The organism is Simplicispira metamorpha (assembly GCF_004341365.1).
In the GTDB taxonomy this organism is placed as follows: Bacteria; Pseudomonadota; Gammaproteobacteria; order Burkholderiales; family Burkholderiaceae_C; genus Simplicispira; species Simplicispira metamorpha.
In genome coordinates, this window is sequence record NZ_SLXH01000037.1 from 1 (window position 1) to 24764 (window position 24764).

22 protein-coding genes and 1 pseudogene are annotated in these 24764 nt (G+C 61.4%); 11 read left to right on the forward strand and 12 right to left on the reverse strand.

Annotated features, from left to right (window positions below):
- Nucleotides 1–95, reverse strand: a pseudogene (locus EV674_RS15720) (electron transfer flavoprotein subunit beta/FixA family protein); the annotation flags it as partial.
- A 203-nt stretch (nucleotides 96–298) separates the two neighbouring features.
- Between EV674_RS15720 and EV674_RS15725 the strand changes: the two are divergent.
- From EV674_RS15725 to EV674_RS15735, 3 genes are all read left to right on the forward strand, one after another.
- Nucleotides 299–2422, forward strand: coding sequence for an oxidoreductase (locus EV674_RS15725; protein WP_119014568.1), 2124 nt, complete (start codon nucleotides 299–301; stop codon nucleotides 2420–2422).
- Nucleotides 2423–2608: 186 nt separating this feature from the next.
- A complete protein-coding gene (locus EV674_RS15730) occupies nucleotides 2609–3622 on the forward strand; it encodes an AAA family ATPase (protein ID WP_119014567.1) in 1014 nt (337 codons plus the stop codon).
- A complete protein-coding gene (locus EV674_RS15735) occupies nucleotides 3619–4146 on the forward strand; it encodes a hypothetical protein (RefSeq protein WP_119014566.1) in 528 nt (175 codons plus the stop codon). The genes EV674_RS15730 and EV674_RS15735 overlap by 4 nt, the downstream gene beginning before the upstream one ends.
- A 170-nt stretch (nucleotides 4147–4316) precedes the next feature.
- Here EV674_RS15735 and EV674_RS15740 read toward each other — a convergent pair whose 3' ends face one another.
- The gene (locus EV674_RS15740; RefSeq protein WP_119014565.1) at nucleotides 4317–5087 is read right to left on the reverse strand and encodes an SDR family NAD(P)-dependent oxidoreductase; all 771 of its coding nucleotides are present in this window, start codon (nucleotides 5085–5087) and stop codon (nucleotides 4317–4319) included.
- 129 nt (nucleotides 5088–5216) lie between these two features.
- Nucleotides 5217–6656: a coniferyl aldehyde dehydrogenase gene (locus tag EV674_RS15745; protein WP_119014564.1), complete on the reverse strand. Its 1440-nt coding sequence runs from the start codon at nucleotides 6654–6656 to the stop codon at nucleotides 5217–5219.
- Between the two features lie 115 nt (nucleotides 6657–6771).
- Here EV674_RS15745 and EV674_RS15750 point away from each other — a divergent pair, with 115 nt between their 5' ends.
- The 4 genes from EV674_RS15750 to EV674_RS15765 all read left to right on the forward strand — a co-directional run bounded on the left by EV674_RS15750 (nucleotide 6772) and on the right by EV674_RS15765 (nucleotide 10670).
- The gene (locus EV674_RS15750; protein WP_119014563.1) at nucleotides 6772–8115 is read left to right on the forward strand and encodes a spinster family MFS transporter; all 1344 of its coding nucleotides are present in this window, start codon (nucleotides 6772–6774) and stop codon (nucleotides 8113–8115) included.
- A 50-nt stretch (nucleotides 8116–8165) separates the two neighbouring features.
- Nucleotides 8166–9005, forward strand: a complete 840-nt coding sequence (locus EV674_RS15755) for an SDR family oxidoreductase (RefSeq protein ID WP_119014562.1) — start codon at nucleotides 8166–8168, stop codon at nucleotides 9003–9005.
- Nucleotides 9002–9358 (forward strand): hypothetical protein, encoded by a 357-nt coding sequence (locus tag EV674_RS15760; protein ID WP_119014561.1) that lies wholly within the window; start codon nucleotides 9002–9004, stop codon nucleotides 9356–9358. Before EV674_RS15755 ends, EV674_RS15760 begins: the two co-directional genes overlap by 4 nt.
- A gap of 187 nt (nucleotides 9359–9545) precedes the next feature.
- Nucleotides 9546–10670 carry a 3-ketosteroid-9-alpha-monooxygenase, oxygenase component gene (locus EV674_RS15765; RefSeq protein ID WP_119014560.1) on the forward strand — a complete coding sequence of 375 codons (1125 nt, stop codon included), beginning with the start codon at nucleotides 9546–9548 and terminating at the stop codon, nucleotides 10668–10670.
- Nucleotides 10671–10742: 72 nt separating this feature from the next.
- Here the strand turns inward: EV674_RS15765 and EV674_RS15770 are convergent, their stop codons facing one another.
- From EV674_RS15770 to modA, 7 genes are all read right to left on the reverse strand, one after another.
- Complete coding sequence (locus EV674_RS15770; protein WP_119014574.1) at nucleotides 10743–11567, reverse strand: EthD domain-containing protein; 825 nt, start codon at nucleotides 11565–11567, stop codon at nucleotides 10743–10745.
- Between the two features lie 25 nt (nucleotides 11568–11592).
- Complete coding sequence (locus EV674_RS15775; RefSeq protein WP_241525023.1) at nucleotides 11593–12882, reverse strand: MFS transporter; 1290 nt, start codon at nucleotides 12880–12882, stop codon at nucleotides 11593–11595.
- A 12-nt stretch (nucleotides 12883–12894) separates the two neighbouring features.
- On the reverse strand, nucleotides 12895–14223 hold the full coding sequence (locus EV674_RS15780; RefSeq protein WP_119014559.1) for a spinster family MFS transporter: 1329 nt from the start codon (nucleotides 14221–14223) through the stop codon (nucleotides 12895–12897).
- Between the two features lie 496 nt (nucleotides 14224–14719).
- Nucleotides 14720–15463, reverse strand: coding sequence for an SDR family NAD(P)-dependent oxidoreductase (locus EV674_RS15785; RefSeq protein ID WP_119014558.1), 744 nt, complete (start codon nucleotides 15461–15463; stop codon nucleotides 14720–14722).
- A gap of 122 nt (nucleotides 15464–15585) precedes the next feature.
- Entirely contained in the window at nucleotides 15586–16710 is a 1125-nt protein-coding gene (locus EV674_RS15790; protein WP_119014557.1) for an ABC transporter ATP-binding protein, read from the reverse strand.
- Nucleotides 16691–17371: a molybdate ABC transporter permease subunit gene (gene modB, locus EV674_RS15795; RefSeq protein WP_119014572.1), complete on the reverse strand. Its 681-nt coding sequence runs from the start codon at nucleotides 17369–17371 to the stop codon at nucleotides 16691–16693. Before modB ends, EV674_RS15790 begins: the two co-directional genes overlap by 20 nt.
- Nucleotides 17371–18165: a molybdate ABC transporter substrate-binding protein gene (gene modA, locus EV674_RS15800; protein ID WP_241525022.1), complete on the reverse strand. Its 795-nt coding sequence runs from the start codon at nucleotides 18163–18165 to the stop codon at nucleotides 17371–17373. The genes modB and modA overlap by 1 nt, the downstream gene beginning before the upstream one ends.
- Nucleotides 18166–18451: 286 nt before the next feature.
- On the opposite strand from modA, the gene EV674_RS15805 reads away from it, so the two are divergent.
- The 4 genes from EV674_RS15805 (at nucleotide 18452) to EV674_RS15820 (ending at nucleotide 22311) form a co-directional block, all read left to right on the forward strand.
- Nucleotides 18452–19657, forward strand: a complete 1206-nt coding sequence (locus EV674_RS15805; RefSeq protein WP_119014556.1) for a tyrosine-type recombinase/integrase — start codon at nucleotides 18452–18454, stop codon at nucleotides 19655–19657.
- A 162-nt stretch (nucleotides 19658–19819) separates the two neighbouring features.
- Nucleotides 19820–20476, forward strand: a complete 657-nt coding sequence (locus EV674_RS15810; RefSeq protein WP_132750480.1) for a hypothetical protein — start codon at nucleotides 19820–19822, stop codon at nucleotides 20474–20476.
- Between the two features lie 74 nt (nucleotides 20477–20550).
- A complete protein-coding gene (locus EV674_RS15815; protein WP_132750481.1) occupies nucleotides 20551–21186 on the forward strand; it encodes a hypothetical protein in 636 nt (211 codons plus the stop codon).
- 705 nt (nucleotides 21187–21891) lie between these two features.
- A complete protein-coding gene (locus EV674_RS15820) occupies nucleotides 21892–22311 on the forward strand; it encodes a thermonuclease family protein (RefSeq protein WP_206613261.1) in 420 nt (139 codons plus the stop codon).
- An 80-nt stretch (nucleotides 22312–22391) separates the two neighbouring features.
- Here EV674_RS15820 and EV674_RS15825 read toward each other — a convergent pair whose 3' ends face one another.
- Nucleotides 22392–24077 (reverse strand): serine/threonine protein kinase, encoded by a 1686-nt coding sequence (locus tag EV674_RS15825; RefSeq protein ID WP_241525020.1) that lies wholly within the window; start codon nucleotides 24075–24077, stop codon nucleotides 22392–22394.
- A complete protein-coding gene (locus EV674_RS15830) occupies nucleotides 24031–24759 on the reverse strand; it encodes a hypothetical protein (protein WP_119014570.1) in 729 nt (242 codons plus the stop codon). Before EV674_RS15830 ends, EV674_RS15825 begins: the two co-directional genes overlap by 47 nt.
- Between the last annotated feature and the right edge of the window lie 5 nt (nucleotides 24760–24764).

A 24764-nucleotide genomic window follows, 5' to 3' on the forward strand; every position in this document is an offset into this window, starting at 1 on the left:
TTGACGTTGGCGATGTCCACACCCGTGTTGTCCGATTTGACGCGGACCTTCACGTTGTAGTCCACCACGCGCTTGACGGGAACGAGAATTTTCATTTTCAGCCTTCTGGTTGGAGCCTTCTGGAGGCGTCTGGAGACAACATATTGCACGCCACTGTGGCGAAAAAAAAGCGCTCAGGATGCGTCCAAATGGACGATGTTGGTTGCAGGGGATTTCCCACAATCGACCCCATCCACCCTGGGATGCGCGCGCGTCCGGGGCTTGCTGACGGCTTTTACAACCCACCCGGATTTTGACCATGGCCACCTCCTACGACCCCCTGCTGCAACCCGGCCAGATTGGCTCGCTGCACCTGAAAAACCGCATCGCCTTGGCCCCCATGGGCGAGAACTTCGGCGGCCTGGACGGCCATGCCACTGAAAAAACCCAGGCCTACTACGAAGCGCGCGCACGCGGCGGCGCGGGCCTGGTCATCCTGGGCACGACCGCCGTGTCGTGGCCCAGCGGCACCAGCGAGCCGCACCAGCTGGGCATCTCCAGCGATGACTTCATTCCCACCCTGGCGCAGGTGGTGGGCCGCGTGCAGGCGCAGGGCGCCAAGGTGGCCATCCAGATCAACCACAGCGGCAAAGTGGCGGCCAACGACCGCGCCCACGGACGCGAAATGTGGGTGCCCTCGGTGCCGCCGGAGCTGCCGCCCAGCGCCGCCATGCGCACCATCACGCCCAAAGAGCTGTCCACCTTCGTGGGCGTGGGCCCCCATCCGGACCGCTACCGTGTGCTGGACGAGGCCGACATTGCGCAAGTGATCGAGTGGTATGCCGCTGCCGCCGTGCGCGCGCAGCAGGCGGGCTTTGATGCCGTGGAAGTGCATTGCGCGCACAACTACTTGATTGCCGGTTTCCTCTCGCCCTACTTCAACCAACGCACTGATGGCTACGGCGGCAGCTACGAGAACCGCACCCGCCTGCTGCGCGAGCTGCTGACCGAGGTGCGCCGGCGCGTCGGCCCCGACTACCCACTGTGGGTGCGCCTGGATGCCGAGGAGATGCACACACCCGGCGGCATTGCGATGGAAGAGGCGCTGCAAACCGCCCGCCTGTGCGAGCAGCTCGGGGTGAACGCCATCAGCGTCTCGGCCTATGCGCGCCTGGTGCGGGGCAGCGACTTCACGGATGCGCCCATCCCCCAGCAAAGCGGCGCTTACCTGGCCTACGCCAAAGCCTTCAAGCGGGCGGTGGGCCTGCCCATCATCGTGGCCGGGCGCATCGAGCCCGAGGCCGGTGCCGCCGCCATCGCCGCAGGCGAGGCCGACTTCATCGCCATGGGGCGCAAGCTGCTGGCCGACCCGGAATTGCCTAACAAGCTGATCGCTGGCCAGCCCCAGGCCATCCGCCCCTGCATTTACTGCTACGCCTGCGTGAGCGAGATTTTTGTCAACCGGGGCATCAAATGCGCCGTGAACGCGCAGACCGGCTACGAGTTGGAGGCTCCCATCGTGCCCGCCGCCACCCCCGGCCATGTGCTGGTGGTGGGCGGCGGCCCCGCCGGCATGGAAGCAGCGCGCGTGGCCACCCTGCGCGGCCACCGCGTCACGCTGGTTGAGCGCAGCGACCGCCTGGGCGGCACCTTGTTCTTTGCCGCGCTGGCCTATCCGGAAAACGGCAAGCTGCTGGACTACCTGGTCGGGCAGGTCAAACAGTCGTCCATTGCTGTGCAGCTGTCCACCGAGGCCGATGCCGCCCTGGTGGCGCGCTTGAAACCTGACGCCATCATCGTGGCCACGGGTGCGCGCCGCGCTGCACCGGCCATTGCGGGTGCCGAACAAAAGCATGTCTGGAGCGGTGACGAGTTGCGCCGCCTGATGACCAGCGACCGCGCCGACGAGATCGCCAAGGCCAAGCTCAGCCTGACCGAGCGCACCCTGTTCAAGGCGGGCGGCATGCTGCGCGTGACCGACAGCACGCAGGCGCTGCAAAGCCTGTCCAAGCTGTGGATGCCGCTGGGCAAGCAGGTGGTCATCGTCGGCGGCGGGCTGGTCGGGCTGGAGCTGGCCGAGTTTTTGCTGGCCCGGGGCCGCCAGGTGACGGTGCTGGAGCCCGGCACCCACCCCGGCCCGGAGCTGCCCATCGTGCGCCGCTGGCGCGTGGTCGAGGCCGTCACGGCGCACGGCGTGCTCAAGCTCAAGGCCCAGGTGCGTGAAATCACCCGCGACGCGGTGCTCTGGCAAGACGCCAAAGGCATTGACCAGCGCACCCCGGCCGATTCGGTGGTGCTGGCCATCGGCGCCGAGGCCGACGACCGCGTGGCCACCGCGCTGGCGGCCTGCGGTGTGCCGGTACACCGCATTGGCGACTGCGCCGGTGTGAACTACATCGAGGGCGCCATGCACGACGGCAACCGGGTCGGGCGCAGCGTGTGAGTAGCAGGGTCTTGGGCCGTTGCGTTGCCGCTGTGAGCAGGGAGGGGCAGCAGGCCCTCCATGGCTTTCATGGCGCAGGCCACGTTCCGGGTCAATAATCGCGCACCCACCGCCATGGGCAGGGCGATGCCGCATCGCCTTGGTGGCGTTGGTGTGCGCAAAATTGACCGATGGAAGTGGTGGGCAATGATCAATCAAATCAAACTCGATAACTTTGGGCCGCTCTCCAGCGTCCATTGGTCGGCATTGGGCAAGATCAATCTGGTGATTGGCGGCAATGGCACTGGCAAGACGTTTTTGCTCAAGGCCATCTACAGCAGCCTGCGCACGCTGGAAGGGTACAAGCGCGGCAACGAGCAGCGCTCGGCCGCCGAGATTTTGGCGGACAAGCTGTACTGGACGTTTCAGGCCGAGAAGATTGGCGATCTGGTCAGCAAGGGCGCGGATGCGCCCTTATCGAGCGTGCTCACCATCGATCAGAACGACTTTTCCTACAGCTTTGGCAAGGACACCAGCAAACAGATTTCCAGCCCCGAAAACCATGTGCCGCCACGCGCCAGCAATTCGGTTTTTTTGCCAGCCAAGGAGGTGTTGTCGCTGCACCAGATCATTCTGAAGTCGCGCGAGCAGGATAAGGTGTTTGGCTTTGATGACACCTATTACGACCTGGCCACGGCATTGCGCATTTCCACCAGTAAAGGCCGAAATTACAGGGAATTCGCCCAATCGCGCACCCAGCTGGAAGGCATCCTGGGAGGTGTGGTCGAGTACGACGACACCTCGGGCCGATGGCTGTTTGTCAAAGGCCGCCACAAGTTTCCCATCGGGGTGACGGCAGAAGGCATCAAAAAAATTGCCATCCTGGACACGCTGCTGGGCAACCGCTATCTGGACACCCACTCGGTGGTGCTGATCGACGAGCCGGAGTCGGCCTTGCACCCGACTGCCATCTCGCAATTGCTGGACATTGTGGCGATGCTGGCCGAGCGCGGTATCCAGTTCTTCATGGCCAGCCATTCCTATTTTGTGGTCAAAAAGTTGTTCCTGATTGCGCAGGAGCGCGGCTGGTCTATCCCGGTGATTTCTGCGACTGGCAGCACCTGGGTGTGCGATGACCTGAAAACCGGTATGCCCGACAACCCCATCATTGCCGAGTCGATCCGCCTCTACCAGCAGGAAGTGGAACTGGCCCTGAAATGACTACGGACGCCATCATTGAATCGGGGATGACGTTTGGCCCCTATCCGGCTGGGCAGTGCTTCTACATCGAAAAAAGTGCCTGCTACCGTCAAGTGGGACAAGGCGTGAAGATGGCGGAGTTCTTGTTGCTGCGCCAGCAGGAGCAAGGCCCGACCCTGTGGGTGGTCGAGGCCAAGTCCAGTTGCCCGAGCGAGTTCACTGCGTACATGGACGAGATACGTGTGAAGCTGACCAATGCCTTCATGCTGGGTGTGGCTGCGTGCCTGGGCAGGCACACCGCAGCGAAAGAAGAGTTGCCAGAGGCATTCAAGAATCTGGCGCTGAAGACGGCCAGTTTCCGGTTTGTGCTGGTGATCAAGGGCGCGCCCGATGAACACTTGGCGGCACTACAAAATACCTTGGGTGCTGTGCTGAAACCCGTGATCAAGACCTGGGCCATGTCCCCGACATCGGTCGTGGTTCTGAACGAGATCAGGGCCCAAAAGTACGGCCTGATCCTGCCGACCGCAGGGGCTGTGCCGTGACGAACGAAGCACCACCCGAAAGTCTTTCTCTCACGTGCAGCTTGCTTGGCTTGGTGGCAGATATGAAGATACCAAAAATTTCAGGTATTTTTGGCCTCCAGCGCTTTCTGGACAAGCGCGAGAAGCTATTAAATAAATAGCTGCCAACACCTGCTGACCGGGAGCGTGCATCAGAAGTTGGGCGCTTCCACGCCGCCATCCACGCCCAGAATCTTGCCGGTGATCCAGCCCGACGCGGGCGAGACCAGGAACAGCGCCGCGTTGGCGATGTCCTCGGGCTGGCCCATGCGCGCCAGGGGCGTGGTTTTGCGCATGTTTTCCAGGCGCTCGGGCGTCAGCACCCGGCCCAGCGCCTCGGTCATGATGGTGCCGGGCTCGATGGCGTTGATACGCACCAGCGGCGCAAAGTCTTGCGCCAGGTTGCGCGTCAGTTGGTTGAGCGCCGCCTTGGCCGCACCGTAGGCGCTGAAGTGCTTTTGCGCGTAGCGCGCCGCCACCGACGAGATGTTGACCACCGCGCCGCCGCCTGCATCCTTCATCGCTGGGGCGGTTTTCTGGATCAGCAGGTAGGCGGGGGTGACGTTCCAGGCCAGTACGGCGCTGAGTTCGGCGCCGCCCATTTTCACGGGGCTGTTGGGGCCGGAGCCGCCCGCGTTGTTGATGAGGATGGTCACTTTGCCCAGCTCGGCCACGGTGCGCGCGACCAGCGTGTCCAGGGCGGCTTCGTCGCTGACGTCACCGGCCACGGTGATGGCGCGCCGGCCCAGGGCGCGGATGTCAGCGGCCACGGCGTCCAGATCGGCCTGGGTGCGGGCGGCCAGCGCCACGTCGGCACCGGCCCGGGCCAGCGCCAGGGCGCACGCGCGGCCAATGCCTTTGCCAGCGCCGGTGACGATGGCCACCTGGCCGTGCAAGGAGAAGGGGGAGGAAGAAGCGGTCATGTTCAGGGCCTGAAAAAGAAAAAACAAAACAGGAAGGCGTAGCTGTGCCCACCGACCCGGGCCGGTCAGGCCCAGGGCAGGGCGCTGGCTAGGGGGCCAAGCTGGTAGCGCCAGCTGGGCGGGAAAGCCTCAGGGCGTGATGGCGCCGCGCACCATCTGCGCAAACTGCTCGGTGTAGGGCGGCAACATGCCCCACTCGCGGCGCGGGTCATGGCTGCCCGCGCTGTAGATGCTGCGCGCGTGGCTGAATTCCAGAAAGCCTTCGTGGCCGTGGTAGTGGCCCATGCCCGAGGCGCCCACGCCGCCAAAGGGCGCGTCGTGCAGCGCCGGGTGCATGACCACATCGTTGACCGACACCCCGCCCGACAGCGTGTGGTCCAGGACCCACTGCTGCTCTGTGGCGTCGCTGCCGAAGTAGTACAGCGCCAGCGGGCGCTCGCCTGCGTTGAGCTCGGCGACGGCGTCGCTGATAGCGCGGTAGGTGCGCAGCACCAGGGCGGGGCCAAAAATTTCGTGCTGGGCGATCTCGCTGTCGGCGGGCGGGTTGACCACGATGCGCAGCGGCATGCGGCGCTGGGCTGCGCCCTCGGCGCTGGGCCAGTCGCCCGCCATGAGCACGCGCGCGCCGCGCGCACCGGCATCGGCCACATAGGATTCCACGCGCGCAAAGTGCTGCGCATTGACCACGGGCGTGACGTCGGGGTTGCCCGCAATGGTGGGGAACAGGCCGGCGTAGGCCGATTGCAGCGCGCCTACCAAAGCGTCGGCCTGGGTTTCATGCACCCACACCGTGTCGGGCGCAACGCAGAGCTGGCCCGAGTTCAGGCCCTTGCCCACGGCGATGCGCTCGGCGGCGTTGGCGATGTCGGCGCTCTGGCCCACCAGCACCGGAGACTTGCCGCCCAGCTCCAGCGTGACCGGCACCAGGTGCTCGGCGGCGGCCTGCATGATGCGTTTGCCCACGGCGGTCGAGCCGGTGAACACCAGGTGGTTCCAGGGCTGGCGCGAGAAATCGGCGGCCACGTCGGGGCCGCCGGTCACCACCGCCAGCTCTTCGGGGGCAAAAAATTCGGCCACGGCGCGCGCCAGCGCTTCGGCGGTGCGCGGCGCGATTTCGGAGGGCTTGAGCACCGCCCGGTTACCCGCCGCAAACACGCTGGCCAGCGGCGAGAGCAGGGTAAAGACCGGCGCATTCCAGGTGCCGATGATGCCGACCACGCCCTTGGGCTGGTACTTGACCCAGGCGGTGGCGCCAAAGTTGTCGAAGGGCGAGACGCTGGGGCGTGGCTGGTCGGGCATCCACTCGGTCAGGTGGTCGCGCGCGTGCTTGAGCGAGCCCAGTGACCCGGCCACGTCGTTCATCATCGAGAATACCGCCGCGCGGCCGCCGAAGTCTTCGCCCATGGCCTGGCACAGCGCGTCGCAGTGCTGCACCAGCATGTCGATGGCGCGTTGCAGGCGGGCCTGGCGGGTGGCCGCGCTGACCGGCCCTTCGGCGCGGAAGGCGGCTTGCTGCGCGGCAAGCAGCGCAGCGGTGGGCGTGGAGCAGGGGGCAAGGGAAGTGGTCATGCAGTCTCCGGGCGTATTTATGGATGGTTGTGGAGACATGCTAGCGGCCCCGGTTTTGTCTGGCTTAGTCTGAAAAGACGATGGCACACCAGCCCCTGCCCGGCGACCATGGGCCATGAACCTGCCCCACCACCCCCCGCGCGTGACCTGGCGCACGCACTTGAGCCTGGCGCTATTGGCGCTGGTCTATATTTTTTCTTTCATCGACCGCCAGGTGATTGCGATTTTGATTGAGCCCATCAAGACCGAATTTGGCGCCAACGATACGCAAATGGGTTTGCTCACCGGCCTGGCGTTTGGCCTGCTGTATGCCGCGTTGGGCGTGCCGGTGGGCAAGCTGGCCGACCGCTACAACCGCCGCGCCATCGTGGCGGTGTGCTGCGGGCTGTGGAGCCTGGCCACCATGGCCTGCGGTTTTGCGAACCATTTCTGGCAGTTGCTGCTGGCACGCATGTCGGTGGCCATTGGCGAGGCGGGGGGCATGGCGCCGTCGATTTCGCTGGTGTCTGACCTGTACCCGCCCAAGCAGCGCTCGTTCATGATCAGCCTGTTCATGATGGGCCCCAACCTGGGGGTGCTGATTGGCTTGGCGCTGGGCGGCTGGATTGCGCAGCACTACGGCTGGCGTGCCACCTTCGTGTGGTTTGGTGCGCCGGGCGTGGTGCTGGCGGTGCTGGTGATGCTGCTGGTGCGCGAGCCGCGCCGGGGAGGTTTCGAGACGGCGGCGGCCCTGGCGCAGATGCAGCAGCAGCCCACCGAGTCGCTGTGGACGCAGGTGCGCCGTTTGCTGGCCATCACCGCGTTTCGCCGCCTGGCACTGGCCTGCGGCATGGCCGGTATCGCCGGTTATGGCTACGGTGTCTGGACGCCCAGCTTTCTGGTACGCACGCACGGCCTGGGCATTGCCCAGGCGGGTTTGCTGTTTGGCGTGGCCAGCGGGGTGGGGGCGGTGGTCGGTGCCCTGTGCAGTGGCTGGCTGTGCGACCGGCTGGTGGCGCGCGATGTGCGCTGGCAGCTGGGCCTGCCGCTGGTGGGCGTGGTGGCGGCCATTCCCTGCGCCGTTGCTTTCTTTCTCTGGCCCACCACGGGCGTCTGGCAGCTGGGCACCTTGGCGGTGCCGCACGCGCTGGCGTTTGCCATGGCGTTTGGCTTTTTTGCCAGCTGGTGGCCTTCGCTGTCGTACAGCGCCACCAGCCACATGGTGGGATCGAACGAGCGCAGCGTGGCGGCGGCGTTGCTGAATTTTTTCATCACGCTGTTTGGCGTGGGCGCAGGCCCGTTGGTGACGGGCGTGGTCAGCGACTTGTTGACCCCGGTGTTTGGCACGCAGGCGCTGCGCTGGTCGCTGGTGTGCGTGATGCTACTGATGGTGCCCACGGCCTTGCTGCTGGCCACGGCGTTGAACCCCTACCGCACGCGGCTGGCACAGATGGTGCCGCCCGCCGTGCCCGCTGCCTGAGTGCCTCTGCGCCGGAGGCGCCCCCACCCATTTTTTGAAAGGATGATGCGTTGACTACCCCGCTTGCCCCCGTTGTTTTCATTACCGGCGCCAGCCGTGGCATTGGTGCGGCCACTGCCGAGGCCTTTGGGCGCGCCGGTTGGCGCGTGGCCATTGCCGCGCGCACCCATGCAGATGGCCAGACGCTGGCCCACCAGTTGCGCCGCCCAGACGGGCAACTGCTCTCGGGCAGCCTGGCCACCACGGCCGCCGCTGTGCAGGCCAGTGGTGCCCAAGTGTTTGCCCACGCCATGGATTTGATGGACACGGCCTCGATGGATGCGGCGCTGGACGCGGTGCTGGCGCATTTCGGCCGCATCGATCTGCTGGTGAACAACGCCGTGTACCAGGACCGCGAGATCAACGCCATGCTGCTCGATCTGGACGACGCTGCCTTGCAGCGCACGCTGCTGGGCAATGTGGTGGCGCCGTTCCATCTGGCGCGGCGGCTGCTGCCCACGCTGCTGGCGCAGGGCAGTGGCCAGATCATCAATGTGTGCTCGGGCGCCGGGCAGAACGACCCGCCGGTGGCCGCCAACCAGGGCGGTTGGGGCTTTGCCTACGGCGCCTCGAAGGCGGGCCTGGCGCGGCTGGCGGGCTGCATCAACCGTGAGCACGGCGCCCAGGGCGTGCGCGCTTTCAGCGTCAACCCCGGCCTGGTCACGACCGAGGCTGTGACCGCTACGCTGGGCGACGATGGCGCGCTGGCGCAGCGCTACGGCGCGGTGGCGCCCAGCGCCATTGCCGCCAGCCTGCTGTGGCTGGCCACCCACCCGGACGCTGCCGCCCTGGCGGGCAAGCCCAAGCTTATTGAGCTGCAAGCGCTGGTGCGCGAACACCAGCTGGCATGAGCCAGCCTCCGGACGGCCCACGCCCCCTGCTGTGGGCGCAGGCACCCTTGTCCAGCGCGCAGTGGCGCTGTCTGCGCGTGGTCAGCGAGGTGGGCGACGTGGCCCATGCCGCGCGCAAGCTGCACTGCTCGCAGGCGCTGCTGAAGGCGGCGCTGGCAGATTTGCAGGCTTGTGTGGGTGCGCAGCACCTGGCGCTGCGGGACGAGCGCGTGCAGCTCTCGCAGGCGCTGCAAGAGTGGATTCGCCAGCCAGCGTCCTGCCGTCCTGAACACGCCGCAGCGGGCGCAGGGGGCCGGGTGGCGTGCCCATCCCCAACGCAGGTGCTACCCGTACCGCCTGGGCCGGTACGGTAGCGCGGGCGCCGGTTGCCGCAGGCAATTCCCGCCTGCTGTGCTTTGTTCATCGTCCGAATGGGGTAGCAGGGCGTGCGGTTTGCGCTGCATCAGAGGCGGCGTGTCTATCGTCCAAACAGGGTATGTCAGCGGGCAAAGGCAAATCGATCATTGGCTTTTACCCACCACAACTCTGTCTGGAGACTTTATGGCCACTTCCAAAGATTACCGGTTGGGGGAATTCACCTTCCCCCGAGGCTGGTTCATGATTGCCGATGCCCAAGAGCTGAACACGCACAAGCCCTTGGCGGTGCGTTTTTTTGGCAAGGACTTTGCGCTGTACCGGGGCCGTGCCACGGGTAAAGTGATTTTGCTGGACGCCTACTGCCCGCACATGAAGACGCACCTGGCAGCACCCAACAACACCTCGTATGTCGTCATTGACGGCGGCGGCAGCAACGTCGAGGGCGACGGCATCCGCTGCCCCTACCACGCCTGGCGCTTTGGGGCCGACGGCAAGTGCGATGACATTCCCTACCACCAGGGCCCCATTCCGGCGGCTGCCTGCGTCAAGAGCTGGACAGTGGTCGAGAGCCTGGGCGCCATCTGGGTCTGGCACGACCCCGAAGGCGGCGAGCCCGAGTGGGCGCACCCCAGCCTGCCGCAGTGGGACGACCCCAGCTGGGTGCGCGGCCACTGGGACCACCTGGGCATGCTGAACCAGCACCCCCAGGAGGTCGTGGACAACATCGTGGATTACGGCCACCTCAGCCCCATCCATGGCTCCACCGTCGAGCGCTACGAGAACGAGTTCAAGGGCCACAACGCCATCCAGCGCCAGTGCGGTGGTCACCGCACGCTGGTGGGCTCTGATCCGGCCAACAGCACCTTGTACACCGATACCGTCTACCACGGCCCCGGCGTGCTGATCTCCATGCTGACGGGTATGTTCGAGACGGCGCTGCTGATCATGCACACGCCGGTCGATGACGGCAGCGTCAAGGTCTGGCACTCGCTGATCGTCAAGTCGCCCGGGGGCAATGCACAGGTCAACACGTCTGATCTGGTGGCCGCACGCCAGTTTCAGGAGTCGAGCCGCCTGGCGTTTGCCCAGGACTTCGAGGTCTGGACGAACAAGGCACCGTGCCTGAACGGCCTGTTCATTCCCAGCGACGGCCCTTTCATGAAGGCGCGCATTTGGTACAAGCAGTTCTACAACCCGCGTGCCAAGAAGAGCGAGTACCTGGAGCAATGCGAAGGCCTGTACGTGCCCCGCGGCGCGACGCCGTACAGTGAGCGCGGTGCCGCCGCCATGACCGAAGCCGCCGCCTGATTTTTTCGGCCCCATTCCCGCCTTGGGCTGCAGTCTGTCTGCCGCTCACAGGCGGGTTTTTTTATGGGGCGATCAAGGCCGCTGGTGCGTGACCTGGGTGAACATGAATACCGACTGTTTCAGGTCCACCAGCGCGCTGTACGGCGCGGGCAATTGGCAGCGCAGATCACGCACGTTGCTGCGCATATCTGGCGCGCCATTGCCATTGCCATTGCGGCTGTCGGCAAAGGCGGAGCGGGCCGCGTCGGCGCTGTCAAACCACCACTCGGCAATGGCGTCGTAGTCGTAGCCCTCGGGCGGCGTTTGCACCACGTGGTTGTGTACCACGCGCCGGGCGTTGTCCAGTGCCGGCGCGCTGAGCCAAGCGTCTTGGGGGCCATTGTTCCAGGCCGTATCAAAAGCGCTTTTGCTCACGCCAGGGTTGCGGCGCAAAAAGCCAAACACCCCCACCGGGCTGGCGGGCCCATCGCGCAGTACCTGCTCGCGACAAACCAGGGTGAAATTGCGCACATAGGTGGAGAACACGCGCGGTTCGTCGGGCCGCATGATGGCCAGCGTTTCGGGGTCGTTCCAGAGGTCGGTGGCCACGGCCAGGTCGCGCAGTTGCAGCAGGTTGACGCCGTCGTAATCGGTGCTGGCGCCGGGCAGGCCGCCGTCTTCACCGTGGTCGCGCAGCCGCGCGCATTGCGTGACGCCCAGCACCTTGTCCTGCACATTGCGGCACTGGCGGCCCAGCGCCGAATGCTCGCGCCAGGCCTGGGCGAAATCGCCTGCGGCCAGGGCGGGGTTGCGCCGGGCCAGGTAGATCATTCTCCAGCGCGCCGGGGTGCTTTCTGCCGGCAGGGGCGCGGGTGGTTGTGGGGTGGTGGTTGCGCTGGCGGTGTCGGGTGATGGCATGGTCGTGCTTTCGTGGCGTGGGGGGTCAGTGCGGCGCAGGGGGCAGGGCAGCGCGGTGGGCGGCCGGGTAGGCGCGCAGGGCGTGGCCAAACGCCAGCATGGCGGGCAGCAGCATGCACACCACCACGGCCAGCGCGTAGCGCAGGCCATCGCCACCCGTGCGCAGGTGGATCAGGTCACTGAGCCAGCCCGTAAAGATCGGCCCCACGCCATTGCCGACGATGGCCCCCGACAGCAGCACCATGGCGCTGGCCGTGGCCCTGCGCTGTGCAGGCACGACCAGACTGAGTGCGGCATAGGTCGGCGCCACCCACCAGGGCATGAAAAAAGCAAATGCCACCACCAGCACTGCCGCTGGTACCACTGCCCCGGCGGGGAGCAGCAAATAGGCCAGCGCGCACGGCAGCGCCAGGCCCAGGCCCAGCACCGGCACACCCAGCTGCCAGCGCAGATCACGGCGCGCCAGGCGGTCGGTCAGGCTGCCCGCCGCCAGACTGCCCAGCACCGACAGCAAGGCCGCAGCGCCCGAGATCCAGCCCGCGTGTTGCAGCGACAGGCCGTGGCGCCGCACCAGCAGGGCGGTGTTCCAGGCGCCAAACGAGTAGCCCGCCAAGAGCGCGCAGGCGGCGCCCACGATCAGCCAGCGCGTCACCGGCTGGGCCCACACGGCGGCCACGGCGCCCTGGCGCGGCGCACCCGCGCTGGCCTGTGCGGCGTGTGCCGCCATCGCGCGCAGGGGCTCGCGCACGCTCCAGCGCAGCAGCAGCGCCAGCAGCAGCGCGCCGCAGCCGCCCACCACCACCGTGGTGCGCCAGCCATAGTGCTCGGCCAGCCACGAGCCCAGCACCAGCGCCATCAGGGCGCCCACGCTGCCACCCGTGCTGAACACGCTCATGGCGCGCGAGCGCTGCTCTGGCGGGTACAGGTCGGCCAGCATCGACATCGACGCCGGGCTGCCCCCCGCGTCACTGACGGCGCTGCCCGCGCGCGTGAACATCAGCGACCAAAACCCCGTCGAGAGGCCCCCCAGCGCTGCCAGCAGCCCGCCCGCGCCACGGCACCAGGCGACCAGGCTGCGCCGTTCATGGCGGTCGGCCAGGCGGCCCAGCGGCACGCCCAGCAGGCCAAACGTCAGCGCAAAACCCAGCCCCGTGACCAGGCCGATTTGCAGGTCGGACAGGCCAAACTCCAGCTTCACCGGCTGGATCAGCACGGCCAGGATTTGCCGGTCCATGAAAGCCACTGCCGACATCAGCGTCAGCAGGGCCAGGGTGTAGCTGCGCCGGGGCAGGGATTCAGAAATGGCTGCGCTCACGGCACGGCTCCTTCAATGTGCTGCCGCAGGGGGCAGGGCGGGGACCAGCCGCTCGGCGGCGTAGGGCTTGACTGTCCAGGCAAAGGCCAGCATGCCGAGAAAAAAGCAGCTGCCGGTGGTGGCGGCCAGCGCCCAGCGCAGCGCCTCGTTGCCAAATTGCGGCACCAGGAAATCGCTCAGTGCGCCCACCAGCAGCGGGCCAAACCCGCCGCCCACCATGGTGATGCCCAGGTTGAAAATCGCCAGTCCGGCAGAGCGGCGGTGCGCCGGAATCAGTTCGGCCAGCACCGCATACACCGGCGCCGTCCACCACACGGCGGTGAAGCCAAACAGCACATAAAACGCCAGCGCGCGCGGCACCAGCAGGCTGCCCACTTGCCAGGCATCGCCCGCGGGCAGCATGAAAAACGCCAGCCCCGACGGCACCGACAGCAAGCAGCCCAGCAGCGGCACGCCAATGCGCCAGCGCGCATCGCGCTTGCCCAGCTTGTCGCTCAGCCAGCCGCTGGTCAGCGCGCCCAGCGCCGCCGCAATGCCGCCGACCAGCCCCATCACAATGCCCGCGCCTTGCAGCGACATGCCGTGCGAGCGCACCAGAAAAGCCGGTGTCCAGATGCCAATGCCATAGCCGGTAAAGCCCATCAGCAGGCACGCCAGGGTGATGCGCACAAAGGCACGCGATGCCCACAGGTCGCGCAGCAGCACGCGCATGGGTTCTGCCGTGGCCCCGGCGGGGGCGCTGGTGGCGCTGTCCCATTGGCCCCGGCGCGGCTCGACGGCCGTAAAGCGCAGCAGCAGCGCCGCCAGCACGCCGGGAACCGACATCCAGATAAAAGCGGCGCGCCAGCCGTGGTGCTGGGCAATCCAGCCGCCCAGGGTCAGCCCGAACAAAATGCCCAGTTGCGGGCCCAGCATGTACACGCTCATGGCGCGCCCGCGCTGCTGCGGCGGGTAGTGGTCGGCGATCATGGAGATCGACGGCGAGCCGCCCCCGGCCTCGCCCACCGCCACGCCCACGCGCGCCAGCGCCAGCGTCCAGAACCCCGTGGCCATGCCGCACAGCGCCGTCATGGCGCTCCAGGCGGCGCAGCAGTAGGCGACGAAGTTGCGCCGGTTGGCGCGGTCAGCGTAGCGGCCAAACGGAATGGCCAAGGTGCTGTAGAACAGCGCAAACGCCACCCCGGTGAGCACGCCCATGGCGGTGTCGGACACGCCAAACTCCTGCTTGATCGGCTGCACCAGAATGCCCATGATCTGGCGGTCGATGAAGCTCATGGTGTAGACGAACAGCAGGATCAGCAGGGCGTAGTGGCTGCGCCAGCCGTGGGCGGGTTGTGTCATGGAAAAGATCCTCGTCGTTGCAACTGGTAGTTTCTGGCGCTGCGTGCTTTTCAAGGCCAGTGGGGGCGGTGGACGGCGCCTGTCAGGGTGCCGCAGCCCAGGGCCGTTGAAGGCATTTTTTGGCGATGGCCCGGGGCGGGCATCGTCCGCTCAGACGATGGCGTGTGCAGGGCCATCGGGGGGTGGAATGGGCGTGCAGTCCGGTTTTACCTGCCCAGGGCTGGCCCTTGGACGCGGCCCAGGGCATGCCCCCGCGTGTGGCAGGGTGAACCGGAAAATAGAGGATCAAAATGGCCTCCAGCGCCCGCCCGGAAAGCGCGAGTAGCTCTCTTTTCAGGAGCTATTTTCAGAATAAGGGCCGAAATAGCTTCCAGCCCTTATGCAGCAAGCGCGAGTAGCTATGCTTTCAGGAGTGGATGGCGTATCGCCACGGATGGGCATGCCGTGGCAAGCCCGCGCCGGGTCTGCGCTGGAAAGGTGCGAAGGCACGAGCGCGTCAGCACACCAGGCTGCCGCCGTTGACTGGCAGCACCTGGCCATTGACCCATTCGGCCTCAGGCGAGGCCAGGTAGGCCACCGCCGCGCCCACGTCCTGCGGCGAGCCAGCGCGCCCCACCGAGGCGCTTTTGCGTGCGATTTGCTCCGAGCCTTCCCAGTTGTTCATGGTGCCCAGCGACAGCGCATTGGCGGTCACGCCGTGGCGGCCCACTTCGCCCGAGAGGTTGCGGACAAAGCCAATGGCCGCCGCCTTGGCCGCGCCATACGCGCACAGCCCCATGCCGGTGGCGGTGCGGGCGGCGTCGGAGTTGATGGCGACGATGCGGCCCCAGCGGCGCTCGATCATGGACGGCAAGATGGCCTGGCAGGCGTGCATCAGGCCGTGCAGGTTCAGTTGCAGCCAGGCGTCCCACTCCGATGGCGGCGACTCCAAAAACGGGCTGTAGCCCCAGCCCTGCGCGGGGATGCCTGCGTTGTGGACGAACACGTCAATGGCGCCGTGCTGTGCCAGCAGCCCTTGCACCATGGCAAAGATGGCGTCGCGGTCGGTCATGTCGGCGGTGGCGGCAAAGGCTTGCAGACCCTCGTCGCGCAGCGCCTGGGCGCCTGCTTCGGCGCGGTCGCCAAAAAAGTCGTTGATGACCACGGTGGCGCCCTGGCGTGCCAGCGTCTGCGCTACGCCAAAGCCCATGCCGCGTCCGGCGCCACTGACCAGTGCTACTTTGCCGTCGAGTCGGAACATTTTGGGGGTGTCTCCTGTGAGTAGATCAATGAGGGGTGAATGCACAGCTTGCGCGGTTTCACCCCCAGTCGCCTACCGCAAATGGACGGGGCCAGAACAGCGGCGCTGGGTCAGTACACCATTCAGGGCTGGGGAGCGGCGTCGGGCGGCAGGATATGGATGTGTGCCTCGCGCAGCACGGCATCGGTGCTGGCCTGGGGCTGCAAGCGCAGCGTTTGCACCAGCCGCAGGGGCGCTTGCAGGTGCAGCGGCCCACTCAGGCCGGGCCAGCTGGCCGTGATGCGGGCCTCATCCCCCAGCACCAGCAGGCTGTCGATGGTGAGCTGCGCCGGGTTGTTGCCCGCTGGCAGATCACCCCGGCTGAGTGAACGCAGCCGCACGCCATGGCTGTGCACCATCCAGCGCACCTGGCTGCCCGGTGGCCACTGCGCGTTCAGCGTGCAAGCCAGTGGCTGTGCGCCCGCTTGCAGCCAGGTCACGCCCGCACCGGGGTCGTGGCGCACGATGTGGCCATCGAAGATATTGCGCACGCCGATCAGTCGGGCGGCCGCTTCGTTCACCGGGTGGGCCATCACATCGCGTGGCGGGCCGCTTTGCAGCGTGCGGCCCTGGGACAGCAGCACCATGCGGTCGCCCAGCAGCAGCGCTTCGTTCAGGTCGTGCGTGACCATGATGGCCGGGATGGCCAGCTGGCGTTTCAGTTGCGCCAGTTCCAGGTACAGGGTTTCGCGGGTGGTGCGATCCACCGCCGAGAAGGGCTCATCGAGCAGCAGGATGGCCGGCTCCCGGGCCAGTGCGCGCGCCAGTGCCACGCGCTGCTGCTGCCCGCCCGATAGCTCGGCGGGCCGGTGTGCTTGCAACCCGGTCAGGTGCATCCGCTCCAGCCACTCGTGGGCGCGGGGTGCGCGGGCATGGGGCGGCAGATGCGCCAGGCCCGCCATCACGTTGTTCAGCGCGCTCATGTGCGGGAACAGGCCATAGTGCTGCGGCACGTAGCCCACGTGGCGTTGCTGGGGTGTTTGGTGTATGCCGCCCTGGCTGTCAAACCACACGCTGGTGCCACTGTAGATGCGCCCGTTGGCCGGACGCTCCAGCCCCGCGATCATGCGCAGCAAGGTTGATTTGCCACTGCCAGAGGGGCCTACCAGGGCCAGCAGTTCGCCGCCTTGGCACGCCAGTTCTGCATCCAGCGGGATGGGCGCAGCCTGCCGTACCGCCAGGGCGAAATCAGCGTTCAGGTGCGCCATGGCGCCTCCCGATACGCCGCCCCAGGCCGCTGGCCAGCGCCAATACCGTGACCGAGAACAGCAACAGCAGCAGCGACATCTGGCCTGCCGCTGCAAAATCGAATGCCTGTACGCGGTCGTAAATGGCAATGGCGATGGTTTTGGTTTCGCCGGGAATGCTGCCGCCGACCATCAGCACCACGCCAAATTCGCCCAGCGTGTGTGAAAACGTCAGCACCAGCGCGGTCAGCACACCGGGCCATGCCAGCGGCAATTCCACACTCCACAGCGTGCGCCAGTAGGACATGCCACAGCAGGCGGCAGCGTCACGCACCTCGTGGGGAATGGCCTCAAAGGCGCGTTGCATCGGCTGCACCGCAAACGGAATGTTTACGATGACCGAGGCCATCAGCAGGCCGCTGAAATGAAACACCAGCGTGTGGCCGCTGACCTGCTCAACCCAGCGCCCGAGGGGCGACTGGCCTCCCAGACCGACCAGCAAGTAATAACCCACCACCGTAGGCGGCAGTACCAGCGGCACAGCCAGTAGCGCTTCGATGAGCGATTTGCCACGAAAACGCCGGTAGGCCAACGCCCGTGCGGTGAACAGGGCGGCAGGCAGCAGCAGCAAAACGGTCAGGCCGCTCAGTTGCAAGGACAGCCACAGGGCAGGCCAATCCATCAGCGGGCACTATCGGTCAGTGCAAAACCGTAGCGGCGCATCACGGCCCGCGCGGGCGGCGCTTGCATGTAGCGGTAGAAGGCTTGGGCGGTGGTGCCGGCATTTTTCAGCAGCACCATGCGCTGGCGCAGTGGCGTGTGCCATTCGGCAGGAATCACTGCGTAGCGGCCCAGCGGCCCCAGCTGGGGCGATTGGGCCAGCGACAGCGCGATGATGCCGCCCTGGGTGGATCCGCTGAGGGCGAACTGGGCTGCCTGCGAGACGTTCTCGCCCAACACCAACTTCGGTTTTATGGCTTCCCACAGGCCAGCGTGCTTCAAGGCTTCTTCGGCGCGGCGGCCATAGGGCGCGTGCTCCGGGTTGGCAATGGCAAAGCGCTTGATTTTTCCGGCCTTGAGCTGCGCAGCCAGCCCTTGCAGTTCGCCATCCACCGCGAGCGCCGAACCGGGGGGAGCCATCAGCACGATGCGGCCCAGGGCGTACAAGGTGCCTGGGCCGCGTGTGAAGCCCTCTGCGTGCAGCTGGAGCACATAGTCTTCATCCGCTGAGAGGTACATCTGGAACGGTGCGCCGTGGCGGATTTGGGTGGCGAAAGTCCCTGACGAGCCAAAAGTGAGCTTGACCGACTGCCCCGTCTCTTTTTGGAAGGACTGGGCCACCTCATCCAGCGCAAACTTCAGATCGGCAGCGGCAGCGATGGTGGGCTCGCTGGCCCATGTGGGCAGGCTCAGTAGCGAGAACACCACGGCCGCCAAGCCCGCGCGGTGGCGCTTGATCCACATCGATTTGCCCATGCTGCACTTCCTCTCGTGCTGACCAGATCCTGTGCGCAGTCCAACCAGACCGCTGCCGGATTCGATGCGCCAAAGAAAAAGGCCCAAATAGATGAGCATCTAGTTAGGCCCCAAAGTGGCGGAGACTGTGTCTGCCGGTTTGACATCTCTGGGTGTCCAATGGATTCCGAAATTTACACATAAGTTGTTGTTTTATTTGGGATATATGTCTTGACGTGTCCAATTCTATCCAATTCCATCTGAGGGCTAGTGGCATACTGGGTGGCATACCAGGAGAGTGACGATCATGGCAACCATCACCGACACCAAAGCCCGAAACATCAAACCCACTGACCCAGCGATCCCTCACGGCGGCATCACTGGACTGAGCTTACTACCGTCCAGTATCAAAGGGCGTGGCAAATGGGTGTTGCGATACGTTAGCCCGCTTACAAGCAAGCGCAGAAACGCTGGCGTGGGTGCATACCCCGAAGTTGGCATTGCAGAAGCTGGTCGTCGCGCAACGGCCATGCGAACTCTTCTTCTTGAGGGTAAAGATCCCCTGGAAGAGAAGACCAAGATCGAAGAGGAAAAGCCCAAGGCCCCCACCTTTGAGCAAGCGGCGCATACGCTGCACCAGGACTTACTCCCTGCCTGGAAGAACCCCAAGCATGCTCAGCAGTGGATCAACACCATGAAGGACTACGTTTTCCCAAAACTTGGGAGCAAGTTCCTGCATGAGATCCAACCCGCTGACATCGCAGAAGCACTCAAACCCATCTGGCTCACAAAAGCAGAAACCGCCAGTCGGGTCAAACAACGCATGCATGCCGTGATGGCCTGGGGATGGGCACACGGCCACTGTCAATCCAACCCCGTAGATGTGGTGGAACACCTACTGGCACAACAGCCTGGCAAAGCCGTTAGAACCCAACACCACCCTGCAATGCCTTGGCGCGACATACCGAAATTTGTCCAGCAGGAACTCAGAGCAACCAACCGTGCTGAAGTGACTCGCACACTGCTGGAGTTCGTCATCTTGACCGCCTGCCGCTCAGGCGAGGCAAGAGGGATGACGTGGAATGAAATTGATTGGAAGGAAAAAATATGGACAGTGCCTGCCAATCGAATGAAAGCCAAGTTGTCCCACCGTGTGCCGCTCTCACCAAGAGCGCTGGCCCTCCTAGAGTCGCAAAAAGATCAGCACGAACAATTGGTATTCCCATCTGTACGAGATCGGGTCGAGCTTTCAGATATGGCCCTCACTTCACTTTTGCGCAGACTGAAGGCACACAGTGACAGCCCAGGCCGACTTGCCACCGCCCATGGCTTTCGATCCAGCTTCAGGGACTGGTGCAGTGAAAATGGATATTCGCGTGACCTGGCAGAGAGATCCTTGGCTCACACCATCAAAGACAAAGTGGAGGCTGCTTACCACCGCACAGACCTGCTGGAGCAGCGCCGCCCATTGATGGATGCTTGGGCGCGTTTTATCATCACCCCAGTAGAGTAAAAAGCAATACACAAAAACTTAGGCTTCCCTAAACGCTTCGAGCTGGGGACTATCCCTATGTACTGATGGATACGTCTTGTTTTGGCAGACTACTCCGCCTACGATGGCCGTCATTTAATTTAGTTAGACTCCGTACAAAATTATTCACATTAAGATATAAAAATGAGCATAATTGAGAAAACCATAGATGAATTAAGCACAGTCTTAAATAAGATCAATGATGTAACGATCATTGCAATGGGGCAGCAAGAATTCAAAAAAATATTGGCTATTTTGTATGGTTTGTTAAATAATTACAAAAACCGAAGAGAATCTAATTTAAATTCTGTGACTGTTATCGAGCAATCACATCAGATGTTAGAAAAAATCGTTAGGCATCATATTAAAAATCAGCTTATAGCCAGTCAAGATACTGTTCATATCTTTAATGAAAATATTAAATTACTCTTGTTAATTGTAAATTCAGATTTCGGTATTGATGAAAATAGTTACAGCGGCGCCACGCAGACTAGCATGTTTCTGCGAGCACTTAAAGCATCTGGAATAAATCCCCCTGGTTACTTCGAAATAATAACGCATAGTCGCTGGCGCGATAGCAAATTGGAGGAGGAATTAGACAGTAAGGCCTTATATTTTGCTGCTCAAAATATTAAGAAGTATTCAATTTTTATTTTTGAGATGGGTAAAAATGGAATATATATACAAGACCCTTTCAATAGCTCTCCAACTGATAGGCATCTTGGTATTTATTCGAAAATCAAATCACTAACCACCTCATATAACTCACTGCCATCTCAGCAAGAATCGCAAAATACCTAAACCGACGCTCAAGCCGACCCGCATACTTTGGGCGGCTTACCTTGTTCGTTAGCCATTGCAAGGAATTGCACATCATGCCAAAGCCATACGAATTTTTAACCGAGGAAGAACTAGTTCAACGCCTTGGCGACACCAATACAATTAATTCAGCAAAAACATTCTTTGCGCAACAAAGTCCAAGCATTCTTGCCGTAGTCACAACCGGGGTGTCTGGAAACACCTTTCGAGCTTTCCGCAACCTGCCGGTCAAACCCTCAGAAACATTCAGAACATGGGCAACAAACTACATCGAAAATACATTTCTCATCTTGAGTACTATCTCAGATAGCCATTCCTACGCAAAATATGTGCATGACGCAACCAACAATCTTTGCTTAGAATGGAAACGCATTACTGGATCGGACATGGGATATGGACGCGGGGCAAAGCTATTCAACCTTGTATTGAAAAAGTTCGCATGCCTTTCATCTCTATCGAAAGAGCAGCGATCAACCTTAGTTGATTTTCAGCACGTACCCTTGGACAGCTACACGATCATTGGTCTTCGCTCAATAGCTCCAAGGCTTTCCATACCAAAAAACGCAACTATGAAATTCGTTGAAACTCCCGCTCAATATGAGAATATTCAGGCGGTTATTCGTGCGATAACCAAGAAGGCTGGAGTTCCTCCAATCTACTATGATGTGCTGGCATGGGATAGTAGGCATTGAGGGCTAACAATTCGCTCAAACGGACAGCTTGCAGCTGTCGTTTACCTTAGTTCGTTAGCTGCTCTTCATGGCAATGAGAAGTTTTTATAGATTAAGACTTACCCAGTCCCTCTGTCTCCATCACGGCTGCGTAAGTCCTACTATGTTTACCTTCAAGATGTGCTGTACTCCTTGTACTTTTAAATTCCCGGTGGGCTCATAAAGCAAGATCGGCATCAATTCTTGGTTTTTGTATCTGACAAGGAATTGTCCTTGTGGAAGCGATGAGCTAAGAAATTGCAGGAGCTTGTCGGCCTTCGGGCGGGCGTTATGGCGGTTTCGGTCATTAATGCCAAAAGCGAGCAATCGAAAACGACGCTGAACAATGCTGGTCAAGTTGTTAGTACAGACTAGCAAAATGTCAATGCATCAATGATGCCTAATGCTCACTGTGCAACGATCCAATCCGGTAGATATTCCATCCCACCTTTTTCACCTGTGCATGGCTAATTTGTTCCTGTCACACACGGACAGCTTGGTACAGTACAAATACATGACGGGAATTTTGAATGATGACCCTCAACAGGATGTGTGGCATCACCCCAAATGGAATCCTGAAAAAAGCGCGGATTACTACCGAATTATGCCCAAACGGCTTTCAGTGCTGGGTTCAAGGATTGTCACTGTATTGAATTCACTCGGGCAGTCGGTGAGTTGACCTCGGGAATGGTTAAAGTAATTCGTCAAGGTTTTCTGCTTCTATGTTGGCTAGGTATTTTTGTTTCCGCCAACGCAGCGGAAACGATTTTGGGGCGAGTGGCTGGGGTGACTGATGGCGACACCATCACGGTGCTGGTTGCCGGTCATGATCAGGTCAAGGTGCGACTGGCAAACATCGACGCACCAGAGAAGACACAACCCTTTGGGCAGCGGTCAAAGCAGGTTCTATCTGACCTGACATTTGGTAAGGCTGTCGAATGTAATCAATCTGGCCTTGACCGGTACGGACGCACCATTGCCGTGTGCAGTGGTGGTGGCACGGTTATCAGCCTTGCGATGGTCAAGGCTGGCATGGCGTGGGTCTATCGGAAGTATGCCCGCAATGTGCCGGAATACTACGCGGCGGAAGATGAAGCCCATCGGTAACGACTTGGCCTATGGACTGACGCTGAGCCCACTCCACCGTGGGATTTGCGAAGACAAAAACAGGTCAAATTGCGATTACCTTAACCGAACAGCCAGTCGAATATCTTCGACACAATTCCTTTTTCTTGTGGTTTGGGCTGTTGCCATTCCGGTGTTGGTCTTGGTTGGGGGTGGTATTGGGTTGGGGATGGTCGAGAAGGTGCTGGTTGAGTTCGAGTAGGGGCTGGCTGCGAAGTTGCGCGAATTCTGTCCAACACTGCCTTATTGGATGATGCGGCTGTACTTGCTACCGGTTGTTGTACCTGCTGGGGTGTAGGTTTGATATTGCCCTTTATACGATCTATCACGTCCTGATTGGAGTTTGACGCGATAGCACCTTTTGAGCCAGCGAGCCTACGTTTCGCTTCAACCTCTGATATCACGGTCATTTGCCCAGTGGTGGATACTGTGATCGAAAGGTGTGAGTATTTGTAGCGATTGCTCACATAAGGCGGTTCCATCAGGCCGATTACGCTGATCCATTTTCCTGCCCATGATGAGTCAGGTTTGTTTTTAATCGCAGCTAAACCTTCTGACCAGATGGAAATCTTAAATATGCGCCCTCGCCAGTCGCCAAAATTTATAAAAATGTATGGTTTGCCATTGCGGGCTTTATCAAGTTTTACTTCAATAATTCTCCCAATTACCTCTACCTTATCGCCAACCTTTCGTAGGCAATTTTCATATTCCAGCGCGGAAAGTACCGCGTAAGCCCCGATGTAGCCTGGCAGCGCTTGTCCGGCAGGAGTCGAGCCAGTGATTCGTATCTCCATCGAAGGGATATTTCTCCCTGCGACGAAATCAGATAGCGTAGGTGCTTTATCCAGTGCAGATTTACATACGATTGCGAAGTTCTTTGTATCAGCGGCTAACGCGTTGTTTGCAGATAGCATTGCAAACACAGGTGACGACGCCGGATCAACAAAATCATTCGCCCGGAAAATCAGCGCATCAAGTTCAGAGTTGGTTCTGTCCCATAGTGAACGATCGGTCGCTAGAGATTTAAGTGCAAGCCATAGCGAAATTAACGAAAAACGGTCTAGGCTTGCGTCGAATGGATTTCTCGCTTTACGGCCCGGATGTTGAAAATTAACATGCCCAAGTTCAGCACTGCCGAGAGATTTAATCTCGTCAACATACATGCCGTCATAGTCGATAAGTTGAACAGTGGCGCCACCATCGGAAACCATGAGGTTCCCGGTTTGCAGATCACCGTGAGCAATCCTTTCTTTCTCCAAAAAAGCAGCAAGCGAAACGATTGATGCTGATAGTTTGGATAGGGCTTGGGAGTTATCCCGATTGTTCTCAATGAACTCACCAAGGGTTTCTCCCTTTGCCCATGCCATTTTGACAATCGGGAAAGTGCTGCCGTCAACACTGATTCCCTTTGGCTGGAACTGAAAGTCGAGAAAGTAAGGTGAACGGAGACTGGCGAGTCGCCTAGAAATCGCTTCATACCTGCGCTCAAGAGCCTTCGATTCGCGGTGGAAACAACGAACAGCGTATTTCTTACTTGCTGTTTTTATCGTGTATGTCAGCGCAAACCCACCACTAATCGCAAGTGGAAGTCCTAAGCCAGTTGTTGCTACAGTGCCTGTTCGGAGGTCAGGGTCGAACAGCAGCTTCGAATGAAGCTGAAAAGCTTGATTGTATTGTTCAAGCGACGGATAAGCCATCTTGCTATTCGTGTTCGAAAGATAAGACGATGAGCGTCGAATCATCGACATGCATACGCTTCTCAGCGCGCTCTCGAATTACGAGTTCAGACAACTGCTCTACTGATTGCATGGAAAGCAATTCATCAATTCCGGGCCCATTAGTGAGAGCTTCTTTTAGTGCCCATTCACCAATTGCGTCCGTCAAACACAGCAATCTAGGTGAAGATAGTCCACTTAAATGAAAGGTCTTGCTATGTTTTGTCCAGAAGCCACTAGCCCCAAAAAAATCATTATGGCCAGAAATTGTGGCGAGTAATGTTGGGCGCTCCTTGAATCTTTCTGGCTCTTCAAACGGCCATCCGCTCACGAATTTGTTTCCGTCAAAAAGTAACGCGATACTGTCTCCAATCGCGATAATTTCAGCAGCCTTATGCTCTTGGAAGTATTCAAGCCCAATCAGGGTCGAAAAACTACCGCGTTCGTAAGCGGCTTGTTTCGCCCAACTCATCGTGGCGAAATCATGGGCAGAAGAATATTCTGATAGCACCGAGTCAATCCACTTTGGACAAACCTTCGGGTCGGCAATGAACTTGTGCGCCAACAGGTCTGCCCAAAGCTTTGAGTCGAATGATTCGCTTGCCCCGTCACAAAGAGACAGTCGCACCCCATCATCGGAAAAGGCAAATTTATCCTCGTTCGATTCAGGGCTGCAAGGATCCTTCGGGACAGACCCGGAGAAATCGCATTTCATCAGCG